We start from the raw sequence: 15,623 nt of genomic DNA on the forward strand, positions 1-15,623 counted from the left end.
TAAGAAAAATAAAATTCTACGTATGACATCTTTGGTTGAAAAAACTGATGCTTTTGTTGCTGATCTTTTAGAGAAACAGCTTCCAAAAACATGCATTTATCATAATTATGTTCACGCAAAACGCGTTTATAAAAGTACTAAAGAAATTATAGAAAAGAGTACTCTTACCCCAGAAGAAAGACAGGACATTCTTCTTGCTGCATTATTACATGATACTGGATATATACATGGAAGAGATGATCACGAAGAAAACTCTGTAAAAATCGCTGAAGATTTCTTAACACAAGAAGCATATCCTAAAGATCGAATCGCTCGCATATCACAAGCGATTATGGCCACTAAGATGGAGAATACTCCCGAAAGTGAAATAGATAAAGTTTTACGAGATGCAGATGCATCGCACTTTGCAAAGAGTTACTTTGAAGAAGCGAGTGAGTATTTACGACAAGAACTTCGTATTCAGGGTATTGCTGAGCATTCTCTAGAAGATTGGCGTAAGTGTAATATTGAGATGTTTACAACAGCACATCATTACTATACTCCATATGCTATAGAACATTGGAAACCTAAAAAAGATGCAAATCTTTTAAAAATGATTAAGGAACAAAAAGAGATAAAAAAGGCAAAGAAAAAAGAAAAACTCAAAGCCAAATTAAAAGATGAAAGCCCTGAAAAAGGAGTGCAATCTATGTTCCGTATCACGTTACGTAATCACATAAAACTAAGTGATATTGCAGATACAAAGGCTAATATCTTATTATCAGTAAATGCCATTATTTTATCTATGGCATTATCAAATTTAATCCCAAAACTAGATAATCCATCAAACTCCTATCTGATTATTCCAACTGTTGTTTTTATTGTATTTAGTATCATCTCAATGATCTTATCGGTATTAGCTACACGACCTAATGTAACGATGGGCAAATTTACAAGAGAAGATGTTGAACAAAAGAAAGTAAATTTATTGTTCTTTGGTAATTTTCATAAAATGAGTCTTACAGATTTTGAGTGGGCTATTAATGAAATGATGCAAGACAAAGATTATATCTACTCTGCACTTACAAAGGATTTATATTTCTTAGGAATTGTATTAGATAGAAAGTATCGCATTTTAAGAATTACGTATACGGTATTTATAGTAGGTATTATCGCCTCTGTAATTGCATTTGCCATTTATTTCAAAATGCAAGAGCCTGCTACAGTAATCACATAATTTTACATCAAATCATAAAAAATGCCTAGTATAATTACTAGGCATTTTTTTAAGATCTAATCTCTTCTATAAGATCTTCGTAGGTATAATATTGTTTGTTTTCGTTTTTAGTAGGTATCTTATATAATACTTCTACTCGAATCGCTTTTAAACCTGTTACTGCCTGCAAATCTTGTAATTCTACAATTTCAACAGTGTCACCTAAGTATTGTTTTGCTTGTAAAAACTTGATATAACGCATATACTCGCGTTCATCATCTTTTTGGCTGTATACAATGGCTATTTTACCTGGTTGCGTTACACGCTCACTAGTCCCTTTTATATACGCTTTATCTACACGTTTTTTGACGACCTCATAACGAGCGTTATAAGTACCATCTACATCAAAACGCTTTTCATCCATTCTAAATCGAACAGACAAAGACGTATTAAAGACCAAGATCATAGATGCAACATCTAGTGGGTGTGGCAACTGTTTTGAAAGTTCATAATGTGCGTTTTCCATCTCACACATGGCCTGTAATTGCCATAGTCTAAGATTATAAAGGTAAATTTTATTAAAGCTATTCTCTCTTGTAATAGACTCACCTATATACATATTATGCTCTACTCCGTCTGTTTTAAAACGTTCAAAAAAGTGAGGATACATACGTTGCGCTTCTTCTTGCTTCTGATCTAGTACAGAAGCCATACGCTTATTGATAAGCATCACTGACTCATCATAATCTTTTCTGTATTTATAAATAAGCCCCATAGCATCTTCTAGTGACTCATTGTATTTTTTAATAAGTGATGTAAGTATACCTTCTTTCTTTTTTAAATGATCAAATAACGGATGGATATCATGATTTAAGAAATTAAGGATACCTCGCTCACTATCTACTTGCAATCCTTCATTTAAATCTCTAGTAAAAGACGCTATACGATATAAAAACTCTTCATAAACTGGAAGTTGTTGGTCTTTATTTGCAAATTCAATAATGTTTTTCACCTCATTGAGTTGTAACAATAAATCTTTTTGCACAGCCGTATTCCTTGCATTAGAAGATCCTTTAATATCTACTTGTCCAAACAAGGGGTATACTTCTTTAAAAATAATATCTCTAAAAGAAACAGAGATTTCTCCATCTATCTGAGCCGTCATAACCCTTTTTGCTTCTTTTCTAAATTTCCAATAAACACTAGGATGAATAGAAGTACACTCTTTTTGAATAATCACTTCTTGTTCATTTTCTAATTGTTCTCTAGAACGTTTTACTGAATCCAAAAGGTATGGCATCACATCTAATAACTTATTAGCATTAATACTATTAAGTTCTCCTTTATGAGGTGATACTATTTCTAAAAGTCCTAAAAAATTATCTCCATCAGAGATCGGTGCAAAAATGGCACTCTTTATATTTTGATCTAGTAAATTTTTATAAAAATGCTCTGAAGGATCTGAGCTCAAATAGCGCTCAACATCAGAAACAGCAAAGAATTGTTTTTGTGTGAATATGGTATAAAAAGATCCACTACACAAAGCACTTTTACATGCTCTCTTTTGCTCTGCATTTAAAACAAAGCTTTCTACATTATTATAAGGAACCCTTTCTAATGTTTCTTCTTCTTCATTATAATTAGAAAACCCTACTTTAATTTCAGGAAGATTAAATATTGCTTGAAATATATTATGAAAACCTTCTATAAAATCAACATCGCTCTTGTCATATTTTAAAAGACTTGTTTTAAATTCAGATAATGACACATCTGAAGTTGCGTCATAAAGATTTGCAAGTATAAACCCTTTAAAAATCCAGCTACGAGGTGGAAATTTTTCTTTCCACATCTCTATATTATCAAAATTATCAAGTAGTTCTTCTACATCACTATCTGTAATATCTGGAGCATCTGGTCCTTTCTCTACACCCACATAATCAGCATTATATAACATTCTATAATACCTCATAATCCCATCTGCATCCGGAATATCATAAAAGAAAGGGCGTCTAAAGTCTATTTTATAACCTGACATCTTTAAGATAATACTACATCCCATGATGTACATATGATCTTTATCAAAATTACTAATCTCTACTTGGTAATCATCCCCTGCCTCCTTTATGATCTTCTTATAACGCCTAGATGATTTAATGATAAACTCATTAAAAGGTAAGCATGCAATTTTAATTTCGTTTTGTTGCAAAATATCAGAAAACAAATCTGCAAGAAGCAAATCTATTTGTGGCTGCAGGTCTTGTACTTGTTGGATACTAGTAAGACCATCTATTAATTCTGGATACTCTTTTGCAATAGCAATAACACGATTAGCACGTTCTATATGAAGTGCATCACTATCATCTGTAAGGTATGTCTTATAAGATTCTATTAACTTCTCAAAGCTAACGTGAATCTGCATCGGAAAATCTTCTTCTAAAAAAGCCATGAGTCTGTTGGGTATATTATTTTCTAACGACTACTTAGTACCTATAAAACAAAGTACGATCATAGTATATTAGACGGATAATAATTACTTTTGTTACTCAAATTTACGCATTTTATGAAAAGAATATTCATAGCCGCTCTAGGACTTTTGGTTTTTGCTTGCGCGAAAAAAGAAAACTATAGTATAAAAGGTACTGCAATTGGCATTCCAGACGGTACCGAAATATATCTTCAAGAGCTAGGAAAAAACAACAAACGTAATTCGTTAGATACTGCCAAGGTAATGGACGAAAGTTTTGTATTTACAAAACCTTCAGCTGAAGGTAAAGGATTACTCCTACTTTCTACGGCCTTAGATAGACAGCAACTCATCCTTGTAAAAGATCAAGCGCCTCTTACAGTTACATTATACAAAGATAGTATCCCGTCTTCTATTGTAACAGGAAGTGCAGAGAATGAGCTTTTTAATACGTACACTAAAAAAAGCAGACAACTAAATAAGAAAAAAGCTGAACTCAGATTAGCATTAAATAAGGCTAGACAAGAAACTGATGGTATCATGGTTACTGAGTACTCGTCTCAAATACAAGAACTTGATAAACAATACATCAATTCTAAAAAAGAAATCATAGATGGCAATTCTAATAGTATGGTAGCCATTATGGCGCTGTCTGATCTTATAAACGCTAAAGCGCTTAAAATAGAAGAAACAGAAAACTATTATGACGGATTAGCTTCAGACATACGTAAAACTACCTTAGGAAATAGTATCAAAGGATATATTGCACAAAGTAAATCACAACGTGCTGCATCTAATTTGGCAAGTGTAGGTAATAAAGCTCCTGCGTTTAGTGCACAAACCCCAGATGGGAAAGAATTAGCATTATCAGAAACTCTTGGAAAATATACTATTGTAGATTTTTGGGCATCTTGGTGTAAGCCTTGTCGTTTAGAGAATCCTAATGTAGTACGTGTCTATAACAAATATCACGACAAAGGATTAAATATCATAAGTGTTTCTTTAGACAGACCTGGACACAAAGAACGATGGATCAGAGCTATTGAAAAAGATCAAATGGATTGGTATCACGTTTCTAATCTTCAACATTGGCAAGACCCGATTCCAAAATCGTATGGTGTTCGTGCAATTCCTGCTACTTTCTTATTAGATGAAGAAGGCACTATTATCGCAAAAAACCTACGAGGACAAGCCTTAGAGAATAAGATTGCTGAGTTGTTGGGAGATAGTTAATCATCTATACTATAAAACTTAAAAAAGCTCAAGTAGATCCTACTTGAGCTTTTTTAGTTTTTAATCATATAATAACTGTGATTGTTTTCTACCTATGGACTCTTTTATGTAGTCAAAAATTAATATAACTGATAACGGAAAGTTTCATTTTTTTTGTACATCAAAAAATTACAAAAAAAAGTAAAACAACCACCCCTATCACTGGTAAGAATCAAGGATACAATAAACTCTCTACCACGCGATAGTCTATACTACTATCATCATTGATAAAGTATTCAAAGAAAAATTAGAAACGGAAAGTTTCATTTTTTTTGTACATCAAAAAATTACAAAAAAAGTGAAACAACCACCCCTATCGTTAGTAATAATCAAGGATACAACAAGCTCTCTACCACACGATAGTCTATACTATTATCGTCATTGATAAAGTATTCAATTAACAATTCTCCCCAAGTATTGCCATCAGAAAAATCAGCAATAATCCAGCGATGGTTTAAAAGATGTACTTGATTTACTTGAAAAGGACGTTCATCTCCTTCATAAGGAATAAAGTCATTTCCAGACGAAGTATTCTTTCCTATAATACCATCAGTAACTTGTTGTGTGACAAAATTAATATCTATAGTGTCATTTTCATAGTACTCATATGCATTAGAATTGGTTCGCAAACCAAAGTAGGTTGCTTCTTCCAAACGTTCTTGTAATACACCAATACTATCTATAGCCGTTTGATGTTTAACTTCCAACTTTGTCATTATTTTTTGCTGACTCTCATAAAACTTTTTGTTATGTACATATTGATATACAATCCATAAAGCAGCAAATAAAAATAGATATAAAAAGATATTACGTTTCATTAGGGTATCGTTAATGTTAATCCATCATAAGCAAGATGCACATTGTCAGGAAGTTTAGCCTCTACTTCAGCATGGAATCCCATATGATGACTTATATGTGTAAAATAGGTTTTCTTTGGTTGAATTTGTTTTATAAGTTCTAATGCTTCTGCAACATTTAAATGTGTGTAATGTTCTTCATAACGTAATGCATTGATCACAAGTATGTCGAGTCCCTGTAATTTTTTTAACTCTTCAGAAGCAATGGTTTTTATATCTGTTAAATATGCGATTTTATCAAACCGATATCCAAACACTTGCAACTTACCATGATACCCTTCGATTGGAATTACTTCCATCTCTCCTAGAGATAATGACTCATTATTTAGTACTTCATGTGTAGATACACTCGGTGCGCCTGGGTATCTATTTTCGGTAGCAAATATATAGTCAAAACGTTCTTTTAGAGTAGTTAACACCCGTCGATGTGCATAAATAGAGATCGCTCCTTGTCTAAAAACAAAAGGGCGTATATCATCTAGACCTGCCACATGATCTGCGTGTTCATGCGTAAATAAAATACCATCAAGAGAAACAAGATCTCCTGAAGGTGTTCGCTTTCGCGAAAGCGTACCCAGCATTTGTGCCCTAAAATCAGGACCACAATCTATCACATAATGATACTGATCCCATTCGATAAGAACCGAAACACGAAGACGTGTATCTCTAGGATCATCACTTAAACATACAGGATGATCACTTCCTATAACAGGAATGCCTTGAGATGTGCCAGTACCTAAAAATGTAATTGTCAAATCTGTGAGTTATTACAAGTAGTTTCTGTATAAAATTATGATGCAAAAATACAGTTAATTTTTTTGGGTACTCTAGCTATTTAGTATATTTGAAGAACCTACTAAAAAGGCAAACAGTAAGCTATGGCAATTACAATTTTGGGAGATAAGGAATTTGAAAAAGTACCTTCCATAAAGAACAAAGTATTAAGAGTAAATCTTAACGAAAACATATACGGTACCTTTGCAGAAATAGGTGCTGGTCAAGAAACCGTGCGTCATTTCTTTAGAGCTGGCGGTGCAAGTGGTACTATTGCAAAGGCAATGAGTGCTTATGATAAAGACTTTAGTGATGCCATTTATGGCATAGAAGATGACGGGCGTTATGTAACTGAAAAACGTCTCAAGAAAATGCTTACCCATGAGATGCAGCTTATAGAAGATCGTATCTCTCGTTATAAAGAACCAAACAAAATCTTCTTTACCTATGCAAATACAGTTGCAACGATAGATTTTGCCAAAAAATATAAAGGACATGGTTGGGTAGGTATTAAATTTCAAATCACTCCAGAAGGAGAGTTTAATGAAATTATATTACACGTTCGTTTTCACGAAAATGATGCAAGATTGCAACAACTTACATTAGGGACACTAGGTGTTAACCTAATTTATGGAGCTTTTTACAAGCATGACAATCCAAAACATTTACTAAAATATCTATACGATCATATTGATAAGGATCAGATAGAAATAGATACCATAAACTTCTCAGGACCTCAATTTGAAGGAGTAGATAATCGTTTAATGAGTTTACAGCTTGTTAGAAACGGAATGACAGAAGCAGTCATGTTTGACCCTAATGGTAATAATGTATTACCTGCCGCTGTACTTTATAAAAAGAATATACTCGCGTTACGTGGTAGTTTTAGACCTGTGACTAAAGTAAATATGGACATGTACGAGAAATCACTTGCCATGTTTATAGATGCAAATCGTGTAAACGAAAAGAAAACAAAAGTGATTTTTGAAATTACACTCTCAAACCTACGTGCCGAAGGAGAAATTGATGAAGAAGACTTTATGGCGAGAGCACGTCTATTATGTTCATTAGGACAAACGGTAATGATCTCTAACTTTAAAGAGTATTACAAAGTAGTAGAATACTTCTCAAACTATACGAAAGAGCGCATGGGGCTTGTGATGGGAGTTAATAATCTTATTGATGTCTTTGATGCTACATACTATCGTCACCTAAGTGGTGGTATTCTAGAAGCTTTTGGTAAGTTATTCTTTAAGGATCTTAAAGTGTACCTATATCCAATGAAGAATCCGAAGACTGGAGAACTTACAACAAGTGAAAACTTAAAAGTACATCCTCGTATGAAAGAATTATATAAGTTCTTTAAATACAATGGAAAAGTAGTAGATATAGAAAATTATGATCCTTCTATTTCTGGTATCTTTTCGAGAGAAGTACTTCGCATGATTCATGATGGTGAAGAAGGTTGGGAAGAATTACTTCCTGAAGGGATTGCAGAAATGATCAAATCTAGAGAACAATTTGGTTATGATAGTGTTACTTATTAAATAACAATATTATATATGTATATTAAAAAAGCTCCCAATGGGAGCTTTTTAATTATTATATGTAAAGCTTTTATTCTAAGAGCTGTGCGGCGTGATCTTTTGTTTTTACTTTATCAATCACTTCGGTCACAATTCCTTGCTCATCTACCTTGAATGTTTTACGGTGAATACCATCATATTCTTTCCCCATAAACTTCTTTAATCCCCAAACACCAAAAGCATTAATCACACTATGGTCTTCATCTGCTAGAAGCTGAAATGGGAACTCATATTTGGTTGCAAAATTCTTCTGACGCTTTTCTGAGTCAGCACTTACACCCAAAAGTGTATATCCTTGATCTTGTAGCGCTTTATAATTGTCTCTTAAATTACATGCCTCTGCTGTGCAACCTGGAGTAGATGCCTTTGGGTAAAAGAAAACAATTAGTTTCTTCCCAACAAAATCAGAAAGTGATACTGCGTTTCCATCTTGATCTGTAGTTGTAAAATCAGGTACTTTATCCCCTACTTTAAGTGTATTCATTATCTTCGTTTTAAATATGGTTTGACTTTTTATAGAACTCATCATTAAAAAACACTAGAATATATTCAATATGTGTTTTGTTTAATAATTCACCCTGCTAAGATAAACAAAATGACCAAGCAAGAAAAAGTAGATTTCGTTATAGATACGTTAAAAGAATTATATCCTCAAATTCCTATTCCATTAGATCATAAAGATCCATATACCCTATTGATTGCAGTATTAATGAGTGCACAAAGTACCGATGTACGTGTAAATCAAATTACCCCATTACTATTTGAAGTTGCAGACAATCCGTATGACATGATAAAACTAACCATAGAAGAGATTAGAGAAATTATCAAGCCTGTTGGCCTGTCTCCTATGAAAGCAAAGGGTATTCACGGACTTTCACATATTCTAATAGACAAATATGATGGTGAGGTACCTAATGATATTGCATTGCTTGAAGAATTACCAGCAGTAGGTCATAAAACAGCGAGTGTTGTTGTATCCCAAGCATTTGGAACTCCAGCTTTTCCAGTAGATACTCATATTCATAGATTAATGTATCGTTGGGGATTTACTAATGGAAAAAATGTAGTGCAAACAGAAAAAGATGCCAAGCGTTTATTTCCTGAGCATGTATGGAATGACCTTCATTTACAGATTATTTGGTATGGACGACAGTACTCCCCTGCTCGTGGATGGGATCTAGAAAAGGACATTATTACAAAAACAATAGGACGTAAAACAGTTATTAATGACTATTATAAAGCTCTAGAAAAACGAGCAAAGAAGAAGAAATAAAAGTTCAATACATTTCTAGAACTGATTATTATACGTGAGTCAAACTTGTGCATACAATGAAAAAAACACTACTACTTATTTATATAATAGCATTTCAAACCTCCCTATTTGCACAAGAGCATATAAAATACACAACCTTTGAAGAAGCTGTAAAGGTAGCTGAAAAAGTAATTTGGCTTGATCTTGAATGTTCAGAAGTCTCGCTAATAAATAAACAGCTACACAAACTTCCAAATATACAATCACTATACATAACAAGTTGTGAATTAGAGAGTTTACCTAAATCAATCCAACATTTAAAACAACTACAGCTATTGAACATTCAAGGGAATTCTATTCAAGTTTTACCCGAATCACTAAGTCAATTACAAAAAATTAATGTTGTAAACCTCAGAGGTAATACATTTAAAGAACTTCCTAAAGTAATTACGCAATTACCAGAGTTACGGGAAATAGATCTGTCTGATAATCTTCAATTAGAACTAAACGCAACGATAAAGACATTAGCAAAAGTTAAAAAGTTAGACTTCTTATATCTAAGTCAAAACAATCTTACGGAGATCCCTTTAGAAATTAACCAACTAGAAGCTTTAGAAGAAATTCATCTATCAGATAATCCTCAATTAAAATTAAGTAATGTTTTTAAAAATTTAGCAGGAGTTTCATCGCTTAAAATAGTAGTGTTATCAAATACTAATATTATACAAGTCCCTCAAGAACTGAGCTATATGCAACAAATAAATGGGATAGTATTAGATCATAATCCTGAAATAGACATAAAAGAACTACTGAAAAATACTGCACAACTAGAAAACCTAAAAGTACTTTTACTAAGAGAAAATAAACTTAGTAAACTCCCTAGTGACTTAAAAGGATTTAAAAAGCTTGCTGTTTTAGAATTGAGTGGTAATCATTTTCCTATAACTGAACAGGAAAGAATAAAAAGGGAATTGCCCACTACAAATGTGGTATTCTAATTTTTACTACAAAAACCATATGTTTCAGAACATTAATTTATAATGACTTGTTTTTAAAATTCTAATTATCAAGGATATATATCTTTTTAGAAAAACCTTTAAAATTTAACATCATGATGATTTTCATTTACAACCTGTCAATGGCTCAATATCCATTAAAAAATGTATATGACTAACAATCAGAGTGTTAAAAACAGTGGTAAATGTTAAATAATTCAAAAAAATACACGTAAACAACTGATATCCAATAAATTAATTTATAATTTTATTAATGAAATATTATTTAATCTTTAAAAATAGAATTATGATAAAAAGAATCTTGAATATAAGTGGAGTTCAAAGGTTAAACAAATCACAGCAAAAAAACATTATTGGCAGCATAAGAGTCAATACAGGTGATGATGCTTGTGGAGTTCAATCTATTTGTCTTGATCAATCGGAGCCAGTTTGGTCAAATAACATTTGTGAGGATGGCTGTCGCCCAGGTGTATGCCCATCTGGTATAATTTTATATAGATCGTGTGCAAACACAGGTTTTTAATTTTTCTTAATTAAGAAATAGGTAAATAGAAAAAGCCCAATCTTAACGATTGGGCTTTTTGCAAAGTTTAGTTGATGACTGCTTCAAAATTCATCGATTTATAATGTATAACACTTAAAGCCTTAGAATAGTTAAGTAGAAACTTTATTGTTTCTGACTTTGGTTGTAAATTTTCAGCCTGTTTACCCGGCGATGGTTCTGAGTAAATTTTTGACATATAGCTATTTTTGGTTTATAGTTATGTCGATAACGCAAAATCTACCCTATTATTATATTAATTTGTTAAAATAATGTTATGCTTATCTATTACCTTACGTAGGTTAATGAGTGCATAACGCATTCTTCCTAGTGCTGTATTGATACTTACTCCTGTTTTTTCAGAGATATCTTTAAAGCTCATTTCCTGATATACGCGCATGTGAAGTACTTCTTTTTGATCATCAGGAAGTTCTTCTATAAGGCGTCTTACATCGCATTCTACTTGATCCTTAATCAATTGTTTTTCAGCGTTAAGGCAGTTATCGCTCAGTACAGAAAAAATACTAAACTCGCCATCATTATCAAATTTAGGCATACGATTGTTACGTCTAAAATGATCTATAACGAGATTATGAGCAATACGCATTACCCAAGGCAGAAACTTACCTTCTTCATTGTACCGTCCTCTTTTGAGTGTATTAATGACTTTAATAAAAGTATCTTGAAAAATATCTTCAGATACATCTCTGTCATATACTTTAGAGTATATAAAACTATAAATGCGCTGTTTGTGTCTCGTGATTAAGACCGTTAATGCATTTTCATCTCCTTTGATGTAATTACTTACGAGCAGGGCGTCGTCGTTTAACACTGTTTTCATATTACACTTTTGTAGGTTAACTATGAAGGAATAAATCCTTACAATCATCATTTTAAAAAAAGTAATAATATGCTATAGGCAGAAATTTGTTTTATTGTGTTAACTGTGGTAAATATAATAGTATTATTTCAACAATTGCAAAAAAATGTTACAATTTCTTTAAAAAAAATACCAAAACACTAGTGTTTTCGGTATGAAACAGAAGTGCTATCTTTGTCATTAGTTGTAAAAAAATACCATGCCAGTAGACATTTCTCTTGTAAATCCGAAAGATAATATCATTATCAAAGGAGCAAAACTTCATAATCTTAAGGACATAAATGCCGTTATTCCACGTAATAAATTGGTAGTCATTACAGGACTTTCAGGTTCTGGAAAATCAAGTCTTGCATTTGATACATTGTATGCAGAAGGACAACGCCGATATGTAGAAAGTCTTTCCTCCTATGCGAGACAGTTTTTAGGAAGATTAGATAAACCCAAAGTAGATTATATTAAAGGAATTGCTCCAGCTATTGCCATAGAACAGAAAGTGAATTCTACAAATCCTAGATCTACGGTTGGAACTTCTACAGAGATTTATGATTATTTAAAGCTATTGTACGCACGCATTGGGAAAACCATATCTCCAATTTCTGGAAATCAAGTCAAGAAAGATACGGTCACTGACGTGGTTTTATATGTAAACGCTTTCGCGAAAGCGGAAAAACTCCTCCTACTCGCCCCTTTATATTTAGAAAAAGGACGAAAATTACAAGACAAGCTGAAAGCATTACAACAACAAGGGTATGCAAGAGTAAAAATAAAAGACGAGGTAAAACGTATAGACACGTTAGATGATATAAAGAAAGTCAAAGAATCAGATATTCAGCTTGTTATAGATAGAATTGTTACAAATCCTGGCGATGAAGATTTTAGTAATAGACTAGCTGATGCAGTTCAAACGGCATTTTTTGAAGGAAAAGGAGAACTTTGTATCGAAACACTAAGCGATAACACAGTGAGGCAATTTTCAAATAAATTTGAATTAGATGGAATGACCTTTCTAGAGCCCAATGTTCACTTATTTAGTTTTAATAATCCTTATGGAGCTTGCCCTACGTGTGAAGGATACGGAGATGTGATTGGAATAGATGAAGATCTCGTAATCCCAAATACAGGACTTTCTGTATTTGAAAACTGTGTCTTCCCATGGCGAGGAGAAAGTATGAGTTACTATAGAGATCAATTAGTAAACAGTGCTTATAAGTTTGATTTCCCTATACATAAACCCTATTTTGAGCTTTCTGAAGATCAAAAACAAGTATTATGGGATGGGAATGAGCATTTTGAAGGAATCAACCAGTTTTTTGAATTTTTAGAATCTAAAGCTTATAAAATTCAAAATCGAGTGATGCTTTCTCGTTATCGAGGTAAAACAAAATGTAATACCTGTAAAGGGAAACGCTTACGACCAGAAGCTACCTATGTAAAAGTAGGTGATAAAAACATTATTGATCTGGTGACACTTCCCTTGAATGAAGTAGCCGATTATTTTAAGTCTCTAGAGTTAAACGACTATGATGCAACTATTGCAAAACGTTTACTAAAAGAAATTAATAGTCGTCTTGAATTTTTATCGAAAGTAGGCTTGGATTATTTAACGCTTAATCGTAAATCTAATACACTCTCGGGAGGGGAATCGCAACGTATTAATCTAGCTACATCATTAGGAAGTAGCCTTGTAGGGTCTATGTATATATTAGACGAACCAAGTATTGGCCTACATCCTAAGGACACAGAAAAATTAATAGATGTCCTTAAATCTTTACGTGATTTAGGCAATACGGTCATTGTGGTAGAGCATGATGAAGATATTATGAAAGCTGCCGATGAAATTATAGATATTGGCCCTGAAGCTGGAACTTTTGGAGGCCATGTAGTTGCTACAGGAAGCTACCAAGATATTCTTGATAGTGATTCTTTAACTGCACAGTATCTAAATGGAACTAAAGAAATTACAGTTCCTTCAAAACGTAGAGAAACTGATTTTCATGTAGATATTATAGGTGCTAGAGAAAATAACCTTAAAAATATAGATGTTCGGTTTCCACTAGGTGTGTTTACAGCAGTTACTGGAGTTTCTGGAAGTGGAAAAAGTACATTGGTACGCAAACTTTTATATCCAGCTTTACTGAAAGAAGTAGGCGGATATGGTCAAAAAGCTGGGCAATTTACTGAGATTAAAGGAAAATTTGAGAACATCAAAACCGTAGAGTTTGTAGATCAAAACCCTATAGGAAGATCGTCACGTTCTAATCCTGTTACGTATATCAAAGCGTATGATGATATTAGAAAACTCTATGAAAGTCAAAAACTTAGTAAAATCCGTAACTACAAATCCAAGCATTTTTCATTTAATGTAGATGGAGGTCGTTGTGAAACCTGTAAAGGAGAAGGTGAAGTTACTATTGAAATGCAATTTATGGCAGATGTTCACTTAGAGTGTGACAATTGCAAAGGAAAACGATTTAAAAAAGAAGTATTGGAGGTAACATTCAATGACAAGAATATTGATGATATCTTAACCATGACTATAGATGATGCTGTAGCTTTCTTTTCAGAACATAATGAGGCAAAAATCATACGTAAACTAAAACCACTTCAAGATGTAGGTTTAGGATATGTCACTTTAGGACAAAGCTCTTCTACCCTATCTGGTGGTGAAGCACAGCGTATCAAACTAGCATCTTTCTTAGTGAAAGGAAATACCAAAGACAAAGCGCTATTTATTTTTGACGAACCGACAACAGGGTTACATTTTCATGATATTAGTAAATTAGTAGCATCCTTTGAAGCATTAATAGCAAAAGGACATAGTATTATTGTGGTAGAGCACAATATGGACCTTGTAAAATGTGCCGATCATGTTATTGACCTTGGACTTACAGGAGGAAAATATGGAGGAAACATTATTGCACAAGGAACCCCTGAAGATGTAGCTAAAAGCAAAGAATCATATACAGGGCATTATTTAAAAGAAAAAGTATAAAATCATATGGGGCTAAAAAACTTTATTGAAAAAATTAAAGATAGTTTAAAGCCTATACCATTTGATGCGTCAGTATTTAATGATCCATTGGCAGATAAAACTGCTTGGCATCCTCAAGCAAGAGGTGGTGCCAATTTTAAAACTCGAACCCTAAAAGAAATATCTTCTTCAGAATTACATTATAAAGGCTCAACTGGCGGATTATTATTTGCATTAGTATTTACTATAATGCCCCTGATAGTAATTCTTATTTTTATATTCAGTGGTTTTTTTAGTAGCGATCAAGAGTTTTCTTTTGCGTTTTTATTTGTTTTTATTTTTCCAATAGTTGGTTTTTATTTACTCTACATGCACTTTCGTCCTATCGTGCTAGATAAAAGGCTTGGGTATTTTTACAAGAGCTTTAAAAAGCCTGTAAATAGTTTGCAACGCACAAGTACAAAAAATCATATCAAATTAACTTCGATTGCTGCATTACAAATTATTCCTGAACATATTCGATCAAAAAATAGCAGTTACACTAGCTATGAATTGAACTTTGTATTTGAAAATGGCGAACGTTATAATATTATAGATCACGCAAAGTATGAAGCGATTGAAAAAGAAGCGATTACTATCTCAGAATTTTTAGGCGTTCCACTATGGGATGCGTCTACTATGAAAACCTATCTACCTATGAATAATAAAAATAGCATGGATACAGATGCTCCTTATGATTCTGCAGGTTATGACTCTACCAGACGATACAGAGATATGTAATAAACACAAAACAGGAATAATGAAGACTCATTATT

General features: G+C 32.8%; 12 protein-coding genes. 7 read left to right on the forward strand and 5 right to left on the reverse strand.

The annotated features are described in order from the left end of the window. Window positions 1–22: 22 nt before the first annotated feature. On the forward strand, window positions 23–1,216 hold the full coding sequence (locus CHB80_RS08390) for a Pycsar system effector family protein (protein ID WP_089371001.1): 1,194 nt from the start codon (window positions 23–25) through the stop codon (window positions 1,214–1,216). A gap of 49 nt (window positions 1,217–1,265) precedes the next feature. Here the strand turns inward: CHB80_RS08390 and CHB80_RS08395 are convergent, their stop codons facing one another. Beyond that, complete coding sequence (locus tag CHB80_RS08395) at window positions 1,266–3,641, reverse strand: GAF domain-containing protein (protein WP_089371002.1); 2,376 nt, start codon at window positions 3,639–3,641, stop codon at window positions 1,266–1,268. A gap of 114 nt (window positions 3,642–3,755) precedes the next feature. Here CHB80_RS08395 and CHB80_RS08400 point away from each other — a divergent pair, with 114 nt between their 5' ends. Continuing rightward, window positions 3,756–4,892 (forward strand): TlpA disulfide reductase family protein, encoded by a 1,137-nt coding sequence (locus CHB80_RS08400; RefSeq protein WP_089371003.1) that lies wholly within the window; start codon window positions 3,756–3,758, stop codon window positions 4,890–4,892. A 368-nt stretch (window positions 4,893–5,260) separates the two neighbouring features. On the opposite strand, the gene CHB80_RS08405 is transcribed toward CHB80_RS08400, so the two are convergent. Beyond that, a complete protein-coding gene (locus tag CHB80_RS08405; protein ID WP_089371004.1) occupies window positions 5,261–5,749 on the reverse strand; it encodes a hypothetical protein in 489 nt (162 codons plus the stop codon). Then, on the reverse strand, window positions 5,749–6,543 hold the full coding sequence (locus CHB80_RS08410) for an MBL fold metallo-hydrolase (protein WP_089371005.1): 795 nt from the start codon (window positions 6,541–6,543) through the stop codon (window positions 5,749–5,751). The genes CHB80_RS08405 and CHB80_RS08410 overlap by 1 nt, the downstream gene beginning before the upstream one ends. Before the next feature lie 123 nt (window positions 6,544–6,666). On the opposite strand from CHB80_RS08410, the gene CHB80_RS08415 reads away from it, so the two are divergent. After that, the gene (locus CHB80_RS08415; protein WP_089371006.1) at window positions 6,667–8,109 is read left to right on the forward strand and encodes a nicotinate-nucleotide adenylyltransferase; all 1,443 of its coding nucleotides are present in this window, start codon (window positions 6,667–6,669) and stop codon (window positions 8,107–8,109) included. 70 nt (window positions 8,110–8,179) lie between these two features. Here the strand turns inward: CHB80_RS08415 and bcp are convergent, their stop codons facing one another. Beyond that, window positions 8,180–8,632, reverse strand: coding sequence for a thioredoxin-dependent thiol peroxidase (gene bcp, locus CHB80_RS08420; protein WP_089371007.1), 453 nt, complete (start codon window positions 8,630–8,632; stop codon window positions 8,180–8,182). 111 nt (window positions 8,633–8,743) lie between these two features. Between bcp and CHB80_RS08425 the strand changes: the two genes are divergently transcribed. After that, window positions 8,744–9,421 carry an endonuclease III domain-containing protein gene (locus CHB80_RS08425; RefSeq protein ID WP_089371008.1) on the forward strand — a complete coding sequence of 226 codons (678 nt, stop codon included), beginning with the start codon at window positions 8,744–8,746 and terminating at the stop codon, window positions 9,419–9,421. 56 nt (window positions 9,422–9,477) lie between these two features. Then, on the forward strand, window positions 9,478–10,398 hold the full coding sequence (locus CHB80_RS08430) for a leucine-rich repeat domain-containing protein (RefSeq protein ID WP_089371009.1): 921 nt from the start codon (window positions 9,478–9,480) through the stop codon (window positions 10,396–10,398). A gap of 815 nt (window positions 10,399–11,213) precedes the next feature. Here CHB80_RS08430 and CHB80_RS08440 read toward each other — a convergent pair. After that, window positions 11,214–11,798, reverse strand: a complete 585-nt coding sequence (locus CHB80_RS08440) for an RNA polymerase sigma factor (RefSeq protein ID WP_089371011.1) — start codon at window positions 11,796–11,798, stop codon at window positions 11,214–11,216. 238 nt (window positions 11,799–12,036) lie between these two features. Between CHB80_RS08440 and uvrA the strand changes: the two genes are divergently transcribed. Together uvrA and CHB80_RS08450 are read left to right on the forward strand one after the other, a co-directional pair. Further along, window positions 12,037–14,829, forward strand: coding sequence for an excinuclease ABC subunit UvrA (uvrA, locus tag CHB80_RS08445; protein ID WP_089371012.1), 2,793 nt, complete (start codon window positions 12,037–12,039; stop codon window positions 14,827–14,829). Window positions 14,830–14,835: 6 nt separating this feature from the next. Next, a complete protein-coding gene (locus tag CHB80_RS08450) occupies window positions 14,836–15,588 on the forward strand; it encodes a hypothetical protein (protein ID WP_089371013.1) in 753 nt (250 codons plus the stop codon). Window positions 15,589–15,623: the final 35 nt, after the last annotated feature.

The sequence above is a fragment of the Dokdonia pacifica genome (assembly GCF_900188275.1).
GTDB classification, from domain to species: Bacteria; Bacteroidota; Bacteroidia; order Flavobacteriales; family Flavobacteriaceae; genus Dokdonia; species Dokdonia pacifica.

Coding starts and splice junctions, on each gene's coding strand:
- CHB80_RS08395 (WP_089371002.1), bottom strand. CDS start 3,641: ATGGCTTTTTTAGAAGAAGATTTTCCGATGCAGATTCACGTTAGCTTT.
- bcp (WP_089371007.1), bottom strand. CDS start 8,632: ATGAATACACTTAAAGTAGGGGATAAAGTACCTGATTTTACAACTACA.
- uvrA (WP_089371012.1), top strand. CDS start 12,037: ATGCCAGTAGACATTTCTCTTGTAAATCCGAAAGATAATATCATTATC.
- CHB80_RS08400 (WP_089371003.1), top strand. CDS start 3,756: ATGAAAAGAATATTCATAGCCGCTCTAGGACTTTTGGTTTTTGCTTGC.
- CHB80_RS08440 (WP_089371011.1), bottom strand. CDS start 11,798: ATGAAAACAGTGTTAAACGACGACGCCCTGCTCGTAAGTAATTACATC.
- CHB80_RS08430 (WP_089371009.1), top strand. CDS start 9,478: ATGAAAAAAACACTACTACTTATTTATATAATAGCATTTCAAACCTCC.
- CHB80_RS08390 (WP_089371001.1), top strand. CDS start 23: ATGACATCTTTGGTTGAAAAAACTGATGCTTTTGTTGCTGATCTTTTA.
- CHB80_RS08405 (WP_089371004.1), bottom strand. CDS start 5,749: ATGAAACGTAATATCTTTTTATATCTATTTTTATTTGCTGCTTTATGG.
- CHB80_RS08450 (WP_089371013.1), top strand. CDS start 14,836: ATGGGGCTAAAAAACTTTATTGAAAAAATTAAAGATAGTTTAAAGCCT.
- CHB80_RS08415 (WP_089371006.1), top strand. CDS start 6,667: ATGGCAATTACAATTTTGGGAGATAAGGAATTTGAAAAAGTACCTTCC.
- CHB80_RS08425 (WP_089371008.1), top strand. CDS start 8,744: ATGACCAAGCAAGAAAAAGTAGATTTCGTTATAGATACGTTAAAAGAA.